General features: G+C 56.6%; 15 protein-coding genes and 1 pseudogene. 5 read left to right on the forward strand and 11 right to left on the reverse strand.

All coding sequences use genetic code 11. The features are described 5' to 3' along the window. Positions 1-152: 152 nt before the first annotated feature. On the reverse strand, positions 153-884 hold the full coding sequence (locus tag LZU96_RS23285) for a plasmid SOS inhibition protein A (RefSeq protein ID WP_233988967.1): 732 nt from the start codon (positions 882-884) through the stop codon (positions 153-155). 50 nt (positions 885-934) lie between these two features. Further along, complete coding sequence (locus LZU96_RS23290; protein ID WP_233988968.1) at positions 935-2,998, reverse strand: ParB/RepB/Spo0J family partition protein; 2,064 nt, start codon at positions 2,996-2,998, stop codon at positions 935-937. A 626-nt stretch (positions 2,999-3,624) separates the two neighbouring features. Between LZU96_RS23290 and LZU96_RS23295 the strand changes: the two genes are divergently transcribed. Continuing rightward, positions 3,625-4,059 carry a hypothetical protein gene (locus tag LZU96_RS23295; protein ID WP_233988969.1) on the forward strand — a complete coding sequence of 145 codons (435 nt, stop codon included), beginning with the start codon at positions 3,625-3,627 and terminating at the stop codon, positions 4,057-4,059. A gap of 468 nt (positions 4,060-4,527) precedes the next feature. Here the strand turns inward: LZU96_RS23295 and LZU96_RS23300 are convergent, their stop codons facing one another. The 8 genes from LZU96_RS23300 to LZU96_RS23335 all read right to left on the reverse strand — a co-directional run bounded on the left by LZU96_RS23300 (position 4,528) and on the right by LZU96_RS23335 (position 11,824). Next, positions 4,528-5,091: a methyltransferase gene (locus LZU96_RS23300; RefSeq protein ID WP_069729383.1), complete on the reverse strand. Its 564-nt coding sequence runs from the start codon at positions 5,089-5,091 to the stop codon at positions 4,528-4,530. A gap of 89 nt (positions 5,092-5,180) precedes the next feature. Then, entirely contained in the window at positions 5,181-6,557 is a 1,377-nt protein-coding gene (locus LZU96_RS23305; RefSeq protein ID WP_233988970.1) for a DUF3560 domain-containing protein, read from the reverse strand. A gap of 739 nt (positions 6,558-7,296) precedes the next feature. Further along, positions 7,297-7,656 carry a hypothetical protein gene (locus LZU96_RS23310; RefSeq protein ID WP_159222885.1) on the reverse strand — a complete coding sequence of 120 codons (360 nt, stop codon included), beginning with the start codon at positions 7,654-7,656 and terminating at the stop codon, positions 7,297-7,299. 5 nt (positions 7,657-7,661) lie between these two features. Further along, the gene (locus LZU96_RS23315; protein ID WP_122983639.1) at positions 7,662-7,811 is read right to left on the reverse strand and encodes a succinate dehydrogenase flavoprotein subunit; all 150 of its coding nucleotides are present in this window, start codon (positions 7,809-7,811) and stop codon (positions 7,662-7,664) included. A 78-nt stretch (positions 7,812-7,889) separates the two neighbouring features. Continuing rightward, on the reverse strand, positions 7,890-8,267 hold the full coding sequence (locus LZU96_RS23320) for a DUF5983 family protein (RefSeq protein WP_233988971.1): 378 nt from the start codon (positions 8,265-8,267) through the stop codon (positions 7,890-7,892). Positions 8,268-8,735: 468 nt separating this feature from the next. Next, positions 8,736-9,503, reverse strand: a complete 768-nt coding sequence (locus LZU96_RS23325; protein WP_233988972.1) for a reverse transcriptase domain-containing protein — start codon at positions 9,501-9,503, stop codon at positions 8,736-8,738. 1,080 nt (positions 9,504-10,583) lie between these two features. Beyond that, a complete protein-coding gene (locus tag LZU96_RS23330; RefSeq protein WP_233988973.1) occupies positions 10,584-11,126 on the reverse strand; it encodes a conjugation system SOS inhibitor PsiB family protein in 543 nt (180 codons plus the stop codon). A gap of 149 nt (positions 11,127-11,275) precedes the next feature. Next, on the reverse strand, positions 11,276-11,824 hold the full coding sequence (locus LZU96_RS23335; protein WP_233988974.1) for a single-stranded DNA-binding protein: 549 nt from the start codon (positions 11,822-11,824) through the stop codon (positions 11,276-11,278). Positions 11,825-12,865: 1,041 nt separating this feature from the next. Here LZU96_RS23335 and umuD point away from each other — a divergent pair. The 4 genes and pseudogenes from umuD (at position 12,866) to LZU96_RS23355 (ending at position 16,721) form a co-directional block, all read left to right on the forward strand. Next, the gene (umuD, locus tag LZU96_RS23340; protein WP_071199882.1) at positions 12,866-13,306 is read left to right on the forward strand and encodes a translesion error-prone DNA polymerase V autoproteolytic subunit; all 441 of its coding nucleotides are present in this window, start codon (positions 12,866-12,868) and stop codon (positions 13,304-13,306) included. A 1-nt stretch (position 13,307) separates the two neighbouring features. Continuing rightward, positions 13,308-13,532 (forward strand): annotated as a pseudogene (locus LZU96_RS23345) (DNA polymerase V subunit UmuC); the annotation flags it as partial. An 85-nt stretch (positions 13,533-13,617) separates the two neighbouring features. Further along, entirely contained in the window at positions 13,618-14,595 is a 978-nt protein-coding gene (locus LZU96_RS23350; protein WP_233988993.1) for a tyrosine-type recombinase/integrase, read from the forward strand. Next, a complete protein-coding gene (locus LZU96_RS23355) occupies positions 14,595-16,721 on the forward strand; it encodes a tyrosine-type recombinase/integrase (RefSeq protein ID WP_233988994.1) in 2,127 nt (708 codons plus the stop codon). Before LZU96_RS23350 ends, LZU96_RS23355 begins: the two co-directional genes overlap by 1 nt. Before the next feature lie 87 nt (positions 16,722-16,808). On the opposite strand, the gene LZU96_RS23360 is transcribed toward LZU96_RS23355, so the two are convergent. After that, complete coding sequence (locus LZU96_RS23360; RefSeq protein WP_034915510.1) at positions 16,809-17,150, reverse strand: DUF305 domain-containing protein; 342 nt, start codon at positions 17,148-17,150, stop codon at positions 16,809-16,811. Positions 17,151-17,190: the final 40 nt, after the last annotated feature.

A 17,190-nucleotide genomic window follows, 5' to 3' on the forward strand; every position in this document is an offset into this window, starting at 1 on the left:
CCGTGAGACAGCGACCCTGAGAGAGAAAGCGCAGGCGAAGGTAGAGAGGCGGTGCGTCAGCACCGTCTTTACCCGGCCCGCAGGGTCGCCCGCTTTCCAGTCGCGGCCAGGGCAGGCAGCAAGCCGGACACGATGCGCCCGGTTTCACAGGATCAGGGTCGGCATGTCAGCAGCACGGGCAGCGCGAACCGCTCAGTCATTCTGCTAAAGGTGCTCCTTTCTCCGGCCAGAATGCTGATGTCGAGCATTACGCGCCACAACGGTTCGTCATGCCACTCCCACAGATCGATATGCCTGCATGACACAAACCGCTTCAGCCATGTCAGAACCAGCGACAGCAGATCGTTTTCATAGATGTCCCTGTCCTGCCAGTGAACGTACCAGCGCCCTGCCGTCTGCGGCGTTTGAAACGCCAGCTCCAGCGCCGCCTGCGCCAGGCGGTTTTGATAGCGTCTGCGCTTCTGTTCGCGCTCACGGCATTCCCGGTTGTGTTCCCTGTTCTGACGCAGCGAGAGCCGTTTTTCCCGTCGCTCCGTGAAACGGGCGGCGGTCAGAGGAAACAGCCTTGAGCCAGTATCCTGCGACAGCGGCGAGGGACAGCGCTCGCCACGTGAGGCGATCAGTATATCGAGCGCGGCCAGGTACTCCCGCGCGGGTGGCGCGGTACGATCGCCAGGTGAGTATTCCGGCATGACCTGGCGCAGCTGATCGGCCTTGATGGTGCGCGTCCCGCAGTAATGGCGCATGAATGCGCTGGCGTAGGGGTGTGCACCGCGCGTTGCCCTGCCCTGCAGGCGCTTTTCAACCTCGGCGACGGCCAGACTGACCGCAAGAGTATACGGGCAGGCGGGAACGAGCGATAAATGACGGGGGATCATGTTCATGGTTTTTCTCCTTGTCTTTAATGACCGCCCCGGAGGGCGGTCTGTCGCTGTCAGCCTTCGCTGCCCGTGTCGTCTGCGCTGTCATTTTCTGCCGCAGGCCGCAGAGGTTTCATCCACGCGGGCACCCAGCGGGAGTCCTTCATGACCTCTTCGGCAAACTCAGCCGCGTCGCCTTTCTTCATTTTCTCCGCGTCGCTGGCGTTGCCCGTTTTGCCTGCCTCCGTCAGTGCCCCGGCAATCTGCTCTTTGCTGATGCGCTTAAAGAAACCTTCAGCGGTCGGCTGCCACCACTCCGCCAGGTCAAAGCCCAGCGCCGTTTCCAGCGTATCGAGATTGCTGGTCTGGCTGCGCCCATAGACGCGGTCCTGAAAGCAGCACACCGCCGTGGCGCTGCAGAATCCCTGCAGCTGCAGCACTTCGTCCGTGCTCCAGCCCATCAGCCAGCGGAAGTCTTGCGACCAGTTTTCAGGGAGCTTTGCCTCCCACTGCGCCTTTTGCGCCTGCAGAAACCGCCAGGCTTTTGTCTCCTCCTTCGCAACCGTTGCGGCTACCAGCGCCGTGCTGTTATCCGTGAGGCTGATTTTCATTGGGGTCCCTTCATAACTTTTATGGCTGAAGGTGCTGCGGCAAAGTGTCCAGGTGAGCATGGCAAGCGCAATTTCCGGCTCCGTGCTCAGCGCCGCCTGTACGGCCAGCGAACGCTCGCAGGACATCGAGCGGACCAGCGTCGCGGAGTAGTCTTCGGAAAGGGTCTGCAGATCGCCTTTGCTTTCGGGTTTTTCTTTTTTGGGCAGATCGGCCCGACGCTGAACCCCGCGCTGAATGAAGCAGCTGCCGCGCTCAAAGCAGATCATCGCTCCAACCTTATCCTTGTCCGCGCCTGCCCAGCTGCGCTTCAGGCCCGTTTCTTCCAGGGCGGCGATCTGCTTTCTCAGCGTCACGTCCAGCGCGTCATCTTCTGAAAGCTTCAGCTTTGTCCGCAGCTCGCTCAACTCGGTGTCTTCTTCCGGCGTCAGCTCCGGGAAGCGCTCCGGCAGCAGGTGATACGTTTTTGTCACCTCGCTGCTCCAGCTCTGTAAACGGCTGTCCATCCTGACCTCTGCCCAGGCAAACCCCTCCTCCTTTTGCACGGCGTCAGCAATCTGCTGCAGTTTCTGCAGCGTCAGCTGCTCAACCAGCGCCGTGTCGATATAGCCCTCGTCGTCGCTGCTGAACAGGTCAGCACGAATGGAGCCGCCCGCCGCGAGATAGGCGTCTTTGCCAATGAAGGCGAACTTTGGAGAATGGCTGATTGCCGTCTCAGTGGAGGTGATCAGCTTGCGAATGATTTCAGCGGAGGCGTTGTAATACCCCGAGGCCTGCTCCCATACTTCCAGCTGGCGTTCATGCGTGTCGGCCAGCGCCAGCGCCTGACACTGCTCAAGCGTGATTTTATCAGCAGCCAGCTCGTCAAGGATGGCAGGAGCAAGGTCGATCAGCTTCAGGCAGCGCTGAACGTGGCGCGAGCTGTAGCCCATCAGGTCACCAATTTGCGCCGGCGTTTTGCCCTCGTCTGCCAGCGCCAGGAAACCGGCAATCTGCTCGGCGGGGTGCATATCCTCGCGCTCGCCGTTTTCAACCATTGAGGCTGCGCGCGCCAGCTCCTCCGTGACACGCTTGACCGGGATCAGCTGATCGGGCTGATACACGCCCTGCGACAGCAGAAGCTGCAGGGCAGTGAGACGGCGACCTCCGCAGGCTACGCCCAGCATCCCGTCAGCCATGTCGTGCGCGATCAGGTTATGCAGCAGGCCGACATTTTTGATGGTGGCGGCAAGCGACTCAATGCGCGACTGCACGTAGACCCTGCTGCGCACATTGAGGGGGGAAACCACCAGGCGTGAAAGCGGGATCATCTCGATGTCGATTTTTTCCAGCGCCTGCTCGACGGCCGCCGCTGCAGCTTTGTCAGCCTTCGCGGGACGACGTGGTTTTTTGGTTTTTAAAGATGATGATTCTTTAGATTCTGAAGCCGTTGTGTTGACGTTCTGCTGTGACATGTTGTGTCTCCCGTGTGGTTTAAGTGATGTTTCTCTGAGTTCCTCGCCGTGAGGGCAGAACGGGCGACCGGGCATCAGGCTGAACGCAGGGGGAAACGGCAAAGCCGCAGCCCGAAGGGACCGGGTGCAGCCGTTTAGCGTGCGACCCTTGCGTGAAGACGCCCGGGTGCCAGGTTTCTGCACGGCGAAGGGGCTCAGGGGAACAAAACACAACGCGGAAGGATGAACAGGGCACGGCCCCGGAACGGCACGCCACGGTGCCGGGCCGGTCCGTAGCGGCCACGTCTTTTTGTGGCCAGTGAGCGCGCCGGCGCCAGCCGGCTGCAGGGGTTGACCTGGCCGTTACCATCAGAACCTAGCCGAAAGGCCCGGAACGCATCGCGGTCCGGCGGAGCTTACCGGCTCTGCCGGTTAGCGCAGTGGGGCTCGACGACCCGGCAGCGCCGGGGAGCCGGAGGGGGCCATCAGGGTTTTGATTTGAATGTCTGCTCTGTACCAAAAGCAGGCGTTAATACATCTTTGAGAAGCTGATAAAGACATTCAGAGTTTCTTCAGGATTTTCCATAAAAAGCCAGCCCGGTCAGCCTATTCGAGACATACCGGGATTTTGAGTGAAATCCCTTCAAAAATTAGTTAGGGTTTTTAATGACTAATGCCCAATGACCAATGATTAATGATCAATGACAGATGGAGTTTTTGATATGTCAGATGAAAAGCGACTTACCCTGGATGATTTTGATTTCAGCAATGTTGAGGTGAACCCTGGAAAACCAACTGAGAACACGGCCAGAATTCTTCTCCGCGTTGTGGAAGGTGCCTGGGTAGCTTTGTGGCAATACAGCCCCGACTCAACACCAGAAGTGTTGATCCAGCGTGGTAATTTATACCAGACAACAAGCGGCTACTCGTGGGGCTATAAGGGCGAAGGATGTAAGCACCTGGCTTTTGCAATAGTTTCTGTGGTTTATGAGTTTGACTGCCTGGAGCCAGCTGAACTGAGTGAAAGAGCTTATAAACTGGTTGAAGGCATGATTTCCAGTCTGAACGCAGAAGTTTCTTACGATCTGCCTGTGGCAATGATTCGTAAGAATCTGGGCGATCATGAACTGCCGTACCTCTATCGGCATGGCGTCTGAATCGCCTATTGCTTTACAGTCCCTGCTTAAGACTCCGTTGATAAATTCAGCGGTTTTTTCTCTCTTAAGAGACCTTCACCTTATGGATTGCTGTTCTGTGTAGGTTTGCCATCAGACCCTAGCCTTCTGGCCCGGAACGCTATGCGGTCCGGCGGAGCTTACCGGCAGAGCCGGTTAGCGGAGTGGGGCTCGACGACCCGGCAACGCCGGGGAGCCGGAGGGGGCCATCAGGCTGTCAGAGCCCTTGACCTTCATGGACATGAAACCGGAGAAGCAGCAGAACATCAGCAGGAAGCAGAGAGAGAAGACCGTGAGACAGCATCGCGTAGAGAGAAAGCGCAGGCGAAAGGAGAGTAACCGCCGTTGCGGCGCAGCCGCCGCAGCCGTTATCAGCCGCCGTTGACGTTTGCGGCCCCAGCTGGCGGCACTAATCCGGCCCCGCTGGCGCGAAGCCGGTAAGGCAGGCGATCAGGCATCAATGCGTACAATCATTGTTGAAACGTCCGTATAAGCAAACGTCCCGCGCGGCAGCGCCTCCTGATGCGTCGCAATATCCTTAAATTCCCGCTGCTGACGCGGACCGTTTGCGCAGACCGCCACCAGGTTACCGCCCGGCGCCAGCATTTTCAGCGCGTGCCGGATGTGCTTCAGATCATCGCCGTGGCGAAAAGGCGGATTCATGATAATCCGGTCATAAACGGGCTGCGGGGCGCAGCTCAGAAAGTCCGCGCAGGTCACGGCCACTTCAGGAAACGTCGCGCTGAGATGTTCAGCCAGCGCCGCGTTCATTTCTACGCACTGGCATATTACCTCCGGCACGGCCGCAAGCACCGCGCGGACAATGGCGCCGGTCCCGGCGCTCGGCTCCAGCACCCTACTACCCGGCCGGATGTCGGCCAGGGTGACAAGCTTCCGGCACACCAGATCGGACGAAACAAACAGCTGTGTATCTGCATGCACCCGGGTAGCGGGCTGCAGGCCGCTGAGTTTCTGCTGCATCTGCGCGATTCGCGCGCTGAGTTCGGTACGCATTTTTCGTTCTCCCGTGCCGGCAACGCCGGCACTTTGTATATTCATCTGTATATACATAAAACCCCGGGCGAGCCGGGGAGCCTGATTTGTCAGCGCGGAACCTCAACCGTTTTCATGTCGGTGATATACACCGGCGACAGGGTGTAGCCCGTGGACATCACACGGCGGATGCGGTAGGCCTTGTGATCGTCGCCGGCCGCTATGCCCTTCACCTGTTTAAAATCGGCGTGCTTTTTGCTCCACTGCTCCTTAGTCATCTGCTCGAAACCTTCGCCCGGATAGTTCACAATCGGCGGGCGCTTCGCGGCCGCCTTCGCCGTTTTTGCTTCCTCTGCGCTGGGCGCTTTATATTCCGTAATGCGATCGGGCGTGATGGTGATGACGGCACCGTTTCCCCGTGACATAAATGAATACTCAGGCGTCACCAGCGAGCTGATTTTTCCGCCGCTGCGGTTTACGCGGATGATGGTCAGCCACTCCCCGCGGCTTTTAACCTGGCCGCCCGGCACCATTTCGGTATCTGAGGCCAGCACGCCGCCGTGTTCGTCCAGCATGGCGCGCTCGTAGGCGATGCGGTTGCGGTAGTGCGCGGTCCAGCGGCTCAAGCGCGCGATGGTGCGTTCATGGCACGGAATGCAGATGTCCCGGGCCTGTTCGGCGGTAATAATGTCGTCTTCGAGGGCTGACCAGATGCTGCGGCTGCCTTCATACTGGCTTTTCTCCGGCGGGCGCGGGTACTTCTCCAGGGTAAAGCAGCAGTGAAGGTGATCGACGCCTGCAATAACAAGGGCCATTGCCCGGTCAAGGTTCGCGGACGACCAGAGTTTAATAAATTTCTGCACGTCCTGAAGCCGGCGCTCAGCCTTACGCAGATCGGCCTCAATCTTTTTAATCCGGCGCCAGCGCACGTCCGGGCGCTCCTTGTAAGCTGCGTGACGCAGTGACGCCTCTGCCCGGCGCTCCCAGTATTCAGACGTTTCAAACAGGCTGACCGCGCGGCGCATGCCGTTTTCAATTTTCTGCGCGTGCTTACGAGCGCGGCGCTCGCTGTGGTGTCCGACGAGAATCGGCTGCCCGAAGGGAATGGCCGAAGCCAGGCTGTCTACGGCGGCCAGCGCCTGCCCTGACTCGGCGGCGCGCTTTTCGCTGTACTCTTCAAACCGTTCCGCGCGCTCCTCCTGGCGGTCAAAGAGCGACTGATCTTCATCCTCAATTTCGCCGGCCAGCTCAATCAGCAGGTCTTCGCGATCGGGCGTCCACATTGGCGCCACAAAGAGCGCCTGACGCGGCGCATACTTAAAGCCTGCATCCTTGACGCGCTTATACGTTGCCTCATCGAGACGGTGCAGCGAATACAGGCGCAGCTTGTTGTCATCCGGCGAATACGTTGCGCGATAGTTTTCGCAGTTAAAAAAAGATGATTCTTTAGATTCTGGAGCCGGGGTGTTGACGTTCTGCTGTGACATGTTGTTTCTCCCGTGTGGTTGCATGTGATGTTTCTCCGAGTTCCGTCGCCGTGGGGGCAGAACGGGCGACCGGGCATCAGGCTGAACGCAGGGGGAAACGGCAAAGCCGCAGCCCGAAGGGACCGGGTGCCGCCGTTTAGCGCGCGACCCTTGCGTGAAGACGCCCGGGTGCCAGGTTTCTGCACGGCGAAGGGACCCGGGAAACGAAACACAACGCGGAAGGATGAACAGGGCACAGCCCCGGAACGGCACACCCCGGTGCCGGTCCGGTCCGCAGCGGCCACGTCCTTTTGTGGCCAGTGAGCGCGCCGGCACAGCCGGCTGCAGGGGTTGACCTTGCCGTTCGCCATCAGACCCTAGCCGACAGGCCCGGAACCCGCAGGGGTTCGGCGGAGCTTACCGGCTTTGCCGGTTAGCGGAGTAGGGCTCGACGACCCGGCAACGCCGGGGAGCCGGAGGGGGCCATCAGGCTGTTAATGCCGTTGACCTTCAGATACAGGAAACCGGAGAAGCAGCTGCAGCACAGCAGAACCGAGAGCAGCAGGAAGCATGGAGAGAAGACCGGGAGACAGCATCCCGGAGAGAGAAAGCGCAGGCGAAGGGAGGTGACCGGTGCGTCAGCACCGGTTACTTCCGGCCCGCAGGGCCGCCGGGGTTTTATGCGATGCCGGCAGCGCGTTCATGCGGATCAGGACGAAAGCCGATTCAGGCAGGCGCGGGCCTGCCTGTGTTTAATTACTTACGGACGGAAGCTCAGCAGCCTGGCTATCAGCCCTCTGGGAGCTTCCGGGCCGGCGGGCGTAAAGAGCGGTGCAGCATCCACGCGGGCGCGTATCGCCAGCTGATCGACCACGTCATTCCATGCCCACTCTTCGTCATCAGGCTCTGACACCACATAGCAGCGCAGCGTATGGCCAGAGGCCGCTGCAATGCTGCGCGCGAGGTTCAGCAACCAGGGTGCTCCTTCGCCCGGGCAGGCGTCAGTGATGAACTGCCCGTTAATGTAAAACGCCTCGGCGCCCGTGTTCAGCGTTATGTGACAGCACGGGCCCAGCACGCGCACAATCTCACCCTGCGATACCGGAAATGCATTACTCATACCTTTCATGCCTGACCTCCCTGTAATTTTCTGACCGTGGCCATAAAGCATGGCCAGTCACTGAACCGCATCGCCTGCATGCTGGCAGGTCTGCCCTCGCGGTAAGCCTGCGCAAAACGCTGCGCCTGCGCTTCTACTTTCTTACTGTAACGCATCAGTTAACTCCTTCGCTTCTGCTTTAACCGGCGCGTTTGCTGCCGCGCCGGTGCTTCTGACTGCATGACTGGCGTGTTTTACCAGTCGTAAGTTACAAAACCCGGCTGGATGTCTGCGTCGCGGTCGAAATGGAACATGCGCGTGCCGGACAGCCGTGAGACCGTCTCCAGCAGGTAACAGAGGCTTTCTGAAATACCCTGATTACGCAGCCACCGGAGCCTGTCTCCGTTCATGTCGAGACATATAAGGTGCCCATAGCCGGTATCGTGTATCCACATCCACGCCCCGTCCCCTTTCTCTGAACGACGTGAGAGCCAGTAAATCCGATCGCTGTCTTCCAGGGACATGTGCGCGGTGCTCAATATCAGGCATTTTTCGATGCTGGTGGCTGCCTGCCCTTCCCCCCATCTTTCCGAGGGTTCCTGAGCGGCGGTGTTGACGTTCTGTGTGTGCATTCCGGTTCTCCTTTAGGTTGGTTAACTCATCTCTCGTCGGGACCTTTCGCGGCAAAGGGCGTGCACGCGACAGCGATCGGACAAAGCAGGGCCGGCGAAGCCGTACACTTCAGCCTTGCTTTTTCCGGACGACGGTGCGAAACCCGGCCCTCCGCGAGAGAGCCGGTGAGAGATGACCAACGGTAAGACAGGGAATGAACACACCCGGCGCGCCGTTAAGGCGTGACGACATGAAAGCGTCGGCGGATGTATGCCGGCGCGGTGAAGGCGCGGCCGCAGGCCCGCTGCAGCAGTTATCTGTTAAAGCCATCAGACCCTGGCCGGGAGGCCCGGAACGCCACGCGGTCCGGCGGAGCTTACCGGCTCTGCCGGTTAGCGCAGTGGGGGTGACGACCCGGCAGCGCCGGGGAGCCGGAGGGGGGCATACTTCTCATTTTTATGGCTTTACGACTTCACTGAATAAAGGTGTCACTTGAATAACCGGGCTTGTTCTTTGTTAACACTACCAACGTATGAAGCTATACCTTTTTTTTCAGGGGGGTGCGAACTGGATATATAGGCTTGCAAAAAATCAACAATCCTTTTAGCTGATATACGCAGTGAGTTTTGGCTAAGTTCTAAATTAAACACATTCACGATTGTTGATGGAAGCTGAGTTTTAGACCGGTTTACCGTATAACCTGACTTAACCAACGCTTCATTGACAGCTTTAAAAGTATCTTCCAGCCTTCCTAAATCATTACCTGAAAGAAGGATGTCATCCATATAGATACTTACAGATATATCACCTGATTTACTGATGTTTTTAATAAGACTCCCACAAAAGGATTGATGGAAACAAAAACTTGCCAGAACTGGTGACTGTGGATAGCCATATGGAATCACATGCTTTAATCCATTGCCGTTTTGGTTTTTCACGGTTGATAACTTTGCGATTTTTCTCGCTTTGTCATAGGGGATGAAATTCCCTAGCGCTCTTGTTATGCGACTTTGGCTGGTGGCGCCAAAAAAATCCTGTATATCGATCAATGCAAAGTATTTTTTCTGGACATGATGATTTGCAGCCGCAACATGACCACCATCTCTCAGGTGAAACATATAGAGAGGGGATTTCCATTTTGACCTGATATAAGCGTGTATTAGCTTTCCTTGCTTTAACGTAGCCTCATTGGGTATATAAACCCAGCGGCCCGGCTTTATCTCAAACTTATGAAGCCATTCATTTTCTGTATTCATAAAAAAAACAAGTAGTTAGGGACTATGTTGAAGAGGCTCAACACCTTCTCAACGAAAGTCCACGACTCGTTGATAAAGGCCAGGACTGCAGTAGCAGTCTCGAGCACTTCAACTAAGCCGATTTTATGTTGTTTAGACATAAATCGTTCTCTCTATACAATCCTGACGATTCTTAGCGCAAGCGCATAGCCCAAACTAATAACGCTACGCCCCCTTAAGAGGCGATAAGAAACCTTTGGCAACCCCAAGTAGCGAGAAGCAGCGTATAGCCGCCCGCCGCGACGAACGGTAGCCGTCGGTATGTCGAATAACGACGAGTACAGAGAGGCCGGATAACCGGCTAACGTCAGGAGTGTACAGGTTACACCTTGAGTAAAAGATAAGGAACTGTTTAGCGTTTGCGATCTACATCAGCAACACGCCCTCACTATACATCCCCTATCACCCGTCAACATTAGGATGTAATCCACTGAATCATAGATAGTCGGATTCTTTTGTACATCCCAAAAAAAAGACGATGCCGTGAAGCATCGTCAAAACGGATTTGCCATCAATGTGTATCCCTGGTGAAGGATTTGAACACTATCGGCGCCACAGCCTCAAACATTAACAGGTCTGACCGGTCGAGATATTCTGTCTTCATGCAGGCGCAGACAGTTGACTGACGGAATGCTCTTTATTCTCAATCAGTCCGGGCACGCTGGCGCCACACCCACGTCATATCCAGCAGATCGTTCACCCGCACGCCACGACGCCGCCAGTGCGAGTACCATTGCCGGTATGTGCGAACTGACTGGCTGGCCAGCGCCGTTTCGGCCTCACAGATAAGTCTTTCCTGCACTTCAGCCTGGTGCATCAATGCCAGTGAAGTTCGTCGTTCTGGCGCTACAGAAGCGGGCCGCCCGATATTCTCAGGCAGGCTCAGCAACGTGATTACAGGGGGGCATGCGTTATCCTTTTTTGCTGCCATCCTCGCCTGGGCTACAGACTGCGCAGGGCGTGAAAATACATCGTGCAGCCTGCAGACCCTGTGCCACTGAGGATAAAGGGGAGGCGCTGCAGGTACTATCATGACGGTATTCATACGCGCGCTCCTTTTCTGCCCAGTACCGCCACGATTTCCGCTGGCGTAATGCCCGCTGAGACCATCTCTTCAATGCGCGTCAGCAGCCGGCCGATGGTTTCCGGCTCAAACTGTTCGGTGTTCAGAACGTACAGCCCGGTGTGATCGGGATTTATCCAGATAAGCCCGTGCCAGAACGGCGACTCGCTGCCCGGGCTCAGGATGTCGAGCGTGACGAGCGGATTTTTGCGGTGCGTCAGACGGAGATGAACCGGGAACACCCCGCCCCACTCTCCCCGGCATTCGCAGTCGGTAAGCCAGGCATTGCTGAGCTGCAGGGCGTTCAGCACGGTCCCGCACAGCCGCCGGCGAAACTCCTCGCCGCGCGCGCTGTAGGCCTCAAAGTCGCCCGGCGTGAATGCCTTAAGACGTTGCAGTGTCACGCTTTCATCGCGTGTCAGTTCGCTGCCGCAGCAGCTGCGGTAGCCGCCGCGCTGGCGGCCGTAATACGCGGAGGTCTTGCCGTTACGAATTTTTTCTTTAGACTGAGTCGCTGACATATCGAGTTCCTCATAATTTGATTGTCATGCCCTGCGCGGAGTGACAGCTCCGCCAGGGCAACCATCCCGGCCGTTCCGGCCGCATTTCTGCTTCGTTTACCTGCTGTTTTCACCTGATTCGCTGCCTCGCGTGAGCAAAGCCGCGTCATTCAGAACGGGATGTCGTCGTCAAAATCTGCCGGCGGATAATTACCCTGCGGCGGTGCCTGGGGTTCCGGCTGCGGCTGAGCCGCGCTGCGACCGCCCTTACCGCCTTTGCCGCCGTTACCTTTTGCTGCAGGCGGCTGCTGAGGCTGAGCGTTTTGCTGCCCGCTGAACTGCTGTCCTGTCTGTGCGCCTGTGTTGCCTCCACGCCCGCCCAGCATCTGCATGGTGCCGCCGACGTTCACCACCACTTCTGTGGTATAGCGATCCTGACCGCTCTGGTCCTGCCACTTGCGCGTGCGCAGCTGGCCCTCGATGTAGACCTGCGAGCCCTTGCGCAGGTACTCCCCCGCCACCTCTGCGAGCTTTCCGAACAGCACCACGCGGTGCCACTCCGTGATTTCTTTGCTCTCGCCGGTCTGCCTGTCGCGCCAGCTTTCCGACGTGGCCAGCGTGATGTTTGCGACCGCGCCGCCGTTCGGCATGTAGCGCACCTCCGGGTCCTGTCCCAGATTGCCGACCAGGATGACCTTGTTGACGCCTCGTGAAGCCATGTTCGTTCTCCTCATGCTGTTGGGGTTTTAACCACGTCACCCGTTGAGTTTCGGGAGCCGCGGTGTTGACGTTTTGTGGAAATCGGCTGGTTTTTTACTCCGGTATTCACTTCACCCGTTTGAGATCCTTCGCCGCGTGGGCGTAAACCAGCGCGGGTGACGGCAGGCGTCCAGGGCGACGGGGACATTTATTTCTGGTCTAACGCAGTGGCCGGAAATAAATTTTCACGGCGTTCACTTCACCCTGGAGGACTACGGCGCCTGTGCTTGTCTCAGCCCCGGCGAAAGGACTTAAACCGGTGAAGTCCGGCGGAAAATAACAGCACGATGCAGCGGCAACGGCGGCTGAGCGGCAGCGAAACGGCGTTGCGCCTCAGAGCGACGGCGGATTCAGGCCGTCGCGGTTCGCGCCAGCCTGTGGGCTGGCTGCAGCCCCTGCCCTGCCGTGTATGTGTCTGGTCCGGGTTTTATGCGGTACTGCCGGCAGCAGTTCAGCCGGCAGCCTCCCGGCGCACACGCGCCGGGCAAATACAGATGAGAATGAGAAAGGCGGGTTGAAAGGGTTTCAAGACATACTCCTTATGCGACAGCTCCCTGAAAATGAACATTAATCATACACAACAGGCTTCGCTTAAAAACCCTGCAATGGTCTTTTCAGACGACCGCCAGCACGCTGTGCCTTCAGCCCTCAGACCCCAGCCGGCAGGCCCGGAACGCGTCGCGCGGTCCGGTGAAGCTTACCGGCTCTGCCGGTTAGCTGAATGGGGCTGACGACCCGATCAGGGGAGCCGAAGGGGGCCCTTATCCACATCTTCCCTGCACATCCCGCGCGTAAAGCTGTGGATAAACATCTGCAGCCCTTTCCCGATGGTGCATGCAAACAAACGGTTAATTTATGAGCTGTCGTTTCGCTGTAAATCTTTATAAATCAATGGCTGTATTTTCTTCCCGACGGTGAGGATCAAGCGACTTCTTGCGCGTATCAGGAAGCCAGCTAATAATACTGTAAATACATACAGCGCTTTAACAGGGATTTTAGCTATGTTTAACGCCTTTGAGTTGATGCACCCGGCGGACAATCCGCCGCCCAGCTTCAGGCCTCTTTTTCTGGAACGTGTTCCCTGCGGGTTTCCCTCACCCTGTCAGGACTACGCGGAACAGGAGCTCGATCTCAACGAATATCTTATAGCCCACCGGGCAAGCACCTTTTTCCTGCGCGCGCAGGGCAACAGCATGCAGGACATTGGCCTGTACGACGGCGACCTGCTTATTGTCGATCGCTCCCTGACGCCGGAGCACAACGACGTGGTTATCGCCGAGCTTTACGGCGAATTCACGGTAAAGCGCCTTTTGCTTACGCCGAAGGGGCCCGTTCTGCAGCCCATGAATCCCGCCTATCCCGTCATTATTCCGGACCCGGACACGCTTGAGATCTTCGGCGTAGTGGTGCATTTCGTGCATACCCCCCGCAAAAGGAACTGACATGTTTGGCCTGATTGATGTGAACAGCTTTTACGCCAGCGCGGAGAAGGTATTCCGGCCCGACCTGAAAAATGCGCCGGTGGCCATCCTGTCGAACAACGACGGCTGCGTTATCGCACGCAGCAAGGAAGCCAAAAAGTACGTGAAAATGGGCGATCCGTGGTTCAAGATAAAGAACCAGCATTTCCCTGAGAAAATCCATATATTTTCAAGCAATTACGCTCTATAGTAAGTTAAGTGGAATGCAACATCTTCGGTATAAACTTTAATCAGTTGTTATGAACTGAAAGGGGAAGCCCGTGAACACCACCATGCATTCCACATCTGCACTTCTGCTGACTGAGCAATGGCTTAAAATTCTTTCGAATCTAGGAAGAGCCAGCGCAACTATCAAAGCCTATCAAAGTGCCCTGACGCATTTTTTGGCCTTCTGTGAAATACATGTTATTGCTCCGGAAAGGGCTTCCTTTGAGGACATGGCAGCATATATCCGCCCTCAGCTCCCTGATATGCCGTCATCCGTTGCCAGCGCCACACTCCAGCTGCGCATTTCAGCTCTTCGCCTCTGGTATGACTTTCTGATTTATCAGGATTTATGCAGTCTCAATCCGTTGCCCCGTTCGGGGTTGCCTGGTGCCCATTATACCGGGCGTGGCCTGATTCCTCGTATCACCCGCCTCCCCGTTATTCCCGATGACGGGCAGTGGCTCAGGTTCCTGAAGCACGTTTCTGCCGCGTCTCTGCGTGACCGGCTGATACTTGCTCTGGCTTATTATGGCGCGCTCCGGCGCACGGAAGTGACGGCTCTTAGGCTTGAGGATATTGATCTTGCTCACCGCCTGATCCGCATCCGCGCAGAGACGACGAAAAACAGACGGGAAAGAATAGTCTGCTACAGCGCCGACGTTACGCCGGTACTGGCAAACCATTTTCGGCAGCTACGGCTGGCAGGCTGGTCAGGTGGTGCTCTGTTCCGTTCCGCCTCTGACCGTAATTATGGCGCTCCTCTCTCGTTCTGGAGCTGGAGTAAAACCGTGCGAAAATGGGCGACAGAGACTGATCAGCCAGACATCACCACGCATACTTTCCGGCATCTCCGGCTGACGCACCTGGCGCGGGCCGGATGGAAACTGCATGAACTGGCTACGTATGCGGGGCACAGGGACCCACGCACCACACAAATTTATATTCATCTGTCGGGAACGGATATGGCTGCCCGAATGGCTGCTGCCGTAGCTGAAACCGACCGGAAGATCGCAGGACTTATCTTTCAGGCGGGGGCAGTATGATGAAAGCTGAAACAGAAATTCATAACATTTATGTCCCTTTCAGTCGTTCAGATTATCAGCTGAATAATGTGTTAAGCACTGAAGAGCGCGAGGCGTTAAGCACCGGGCACAAACGTACCTCAGCTCTGAGCCAGCAAGGTCCGCTGTCATCTTTACTGCGGCCTCTCCAGGATATTGCCGATCGCAGCGGCACCAGTGACAGACTTGTCAGGATTATCCTTCCTGCCGTTCTGGCGGAGATACACCGGACAGGGCAACCCTGCTGGCTGTGGGAATCGGAAAAGTGGCTGACGCTGTGTCAGCAGCACCGTTCAGGCAGGCCCCTCATTGCGGCTTTTGCCTTCCATCTTGGCCCGTTTCCCTCACCATTCGGCCTGCCGCATCATGGTGCCCCGTCGCTGTACGCCTGTGCCATCTATGGCCGGGAATTTTACACACAGGAACTTAACCGGCTGACCGAAGCTCTGGTTTCACTGGGATACAAACGCAAGAACCAGAAAAATCAGTTGTCAGCCCTGTTGGGCATACTGATGATGATGAACAGTAATCCTCAGCTCGAAAGCTTTACGACTGATCTCTTGTGGCGCGCGCAGAAGTACCACGATCGCGGGATCGCAAGAACGGTGGGCAGAGTTTCGCATGCGCTTGCCGCAATGGGCATCATCAAAAGCCCCGTGCGTATGCGCAATTACCAGGAGTGGCGCGAAAAACCGACAGATGACATCGCACAGGCTTGGGTAGCATGCTGTCGGCGGTGGAGGGAAACCTCAGTGCTTCGTCCCCGCTCCAGAGAGAGCCAGTACAGTTTTATCCTTCGCTGCGGCCTGTGGCTCGCCCGGGAGCATCCGGAAATATGCGAGCCGTCCGACTGGACAATGGAGATCTGCGCAAGCTTCATTGCAGCAGTCGGAAGAATGAAGGTCGATGAACTTTCTCTGGGCACGGCACAGGGGGTGCGCCGGTCTTCCCGTTCCGGAGAACCCATGTTGCCAAACTCCCGCGCCTGTTTTGTGTATGCCGTTCGCCGCTTTATGATTGACTACGAGAACTGGGGATGGGGACGGCTTAAATTCAGTCCGTCCCGCCACCTCTCCACGCCTGATACGCCGCTGTTTCGTCAGGGCGTCAATCCCCGGGTTATTGATGATCCGGTCTGGTTGAAACTGATATGGGCAAGTCTGAACCTGCGTCAGGACGATTTGCTGAGTGAAATCCATTATCCCCTGTCTATGCTACAGGCTATGGCGGTCATCTGGACGCATGCAGGGCTGCGTCAGAATGAGCTGATGCGCCTGACCGCTGGCTGTATCATTCCACAATCGGAAGATATTAACCGGGACGACGGCAGTACCATTCCGGCCGGGACGCTTTGCTACCTGAACGTGCCGGCTGGCAAGACCTCTAAAGCCTTTGTTAAACCGGTTTCTGCCGCAGTGAAAAAATATGTCGATATCTGGCTGGCAGAACGACCAGAAGAGCAGGCAGCTCTGACGGATGAGCGCACCGGCGAAAATGTCCGTTTTCTGTTTCAGTACCGGGGCAAACCGGTGGGAAGAGACATAATAAACCGCACCGTTATTCCGGTTCTCTGTACCAGAGCGGGAGTGCCGGAGGATGACAGCCGAGGTCCCATTACCAGTCACCGGGGGCGCGCATCGGCCATGACTGCCCTGGCCAGTGTTCCTCAGGGTATGTCGTTATACGAACTGATGCAGTGGGCTGGTCACTCTTCGCCGCAGTCCACCATGCATTATATTCGTATACGCCCGACACAGCTGGCGGCCTCTTTTGTGAAAGCTGACCGGGTTGCACATATGATAAGCGTGCTGATTGACCATGACCCGGAAGCAGCCAGCCTCACGGGACCTGCGACATATTATGATCTGGGCGACTCTTTCTGTACTAATCCCTTCTGGAGCAGCTGCCCGCACCGTATGGCATGCATCGGATGTGATTTTAATCTGCCAAAGAGAAGTGCAAGAGGACTGTTACTGGAAAGTAAGGCATCGGTAAAACATTATCTTGAAGAAGTGCCACTGACGCCCGATGAGAAAGAAGTAATAAAAGGTGATGTGGAAAAACTGAACGCCGCTCTTATGAAAACAGATATCCCACGTATTCTGTAGCAGGCCCTGACCGGAATTCACTTTATGTGTGTGAAGGACGGCATAGTAAGGAGCTGCTACGCCATAACGAAGTAATATAAACAGAGCTTATTTACTGAGCCATACTTCCATCTGCCGTATTTCTTCTTTCTGGGCGCTGATAATGCTTTCAGCCATCTTCCGCATTGCCGGTGATTTACCATAACGGAGTTCCGTTTCGGCCATGGCAATGGCTCCTTTATGATGTTCAATCATGCCCCTGGCAAATGCCCTGTCTGCATCCGGCTCCTGTACGGCCTTCATCATTCCTTCGTGCATATTATTCATGCCGTCCATATAGGCCTCAGAAGACGGTGACATTCCGGCATGGTTTCCGTGTACTGCCTGCGCAGCCGTTGCCGGAAACACGACTGCGAGCATCAGCAATAAAATCATGTTACGCGGTTTCATACTCTCTTCCTTTATCAGCGTTCAGATTAGCGGCTATTTT

Origin of the sequence: Pantoea agglomerans (genome assembly GCF_021397715.1) — a bacterium.
GTDB classification, from domain to species: Bacteria; Pseudomonadota; Gammaproteobacteria; order Enterobacterales; family Enterobacteriaceae; genus Pantoea; species Pantoea astica.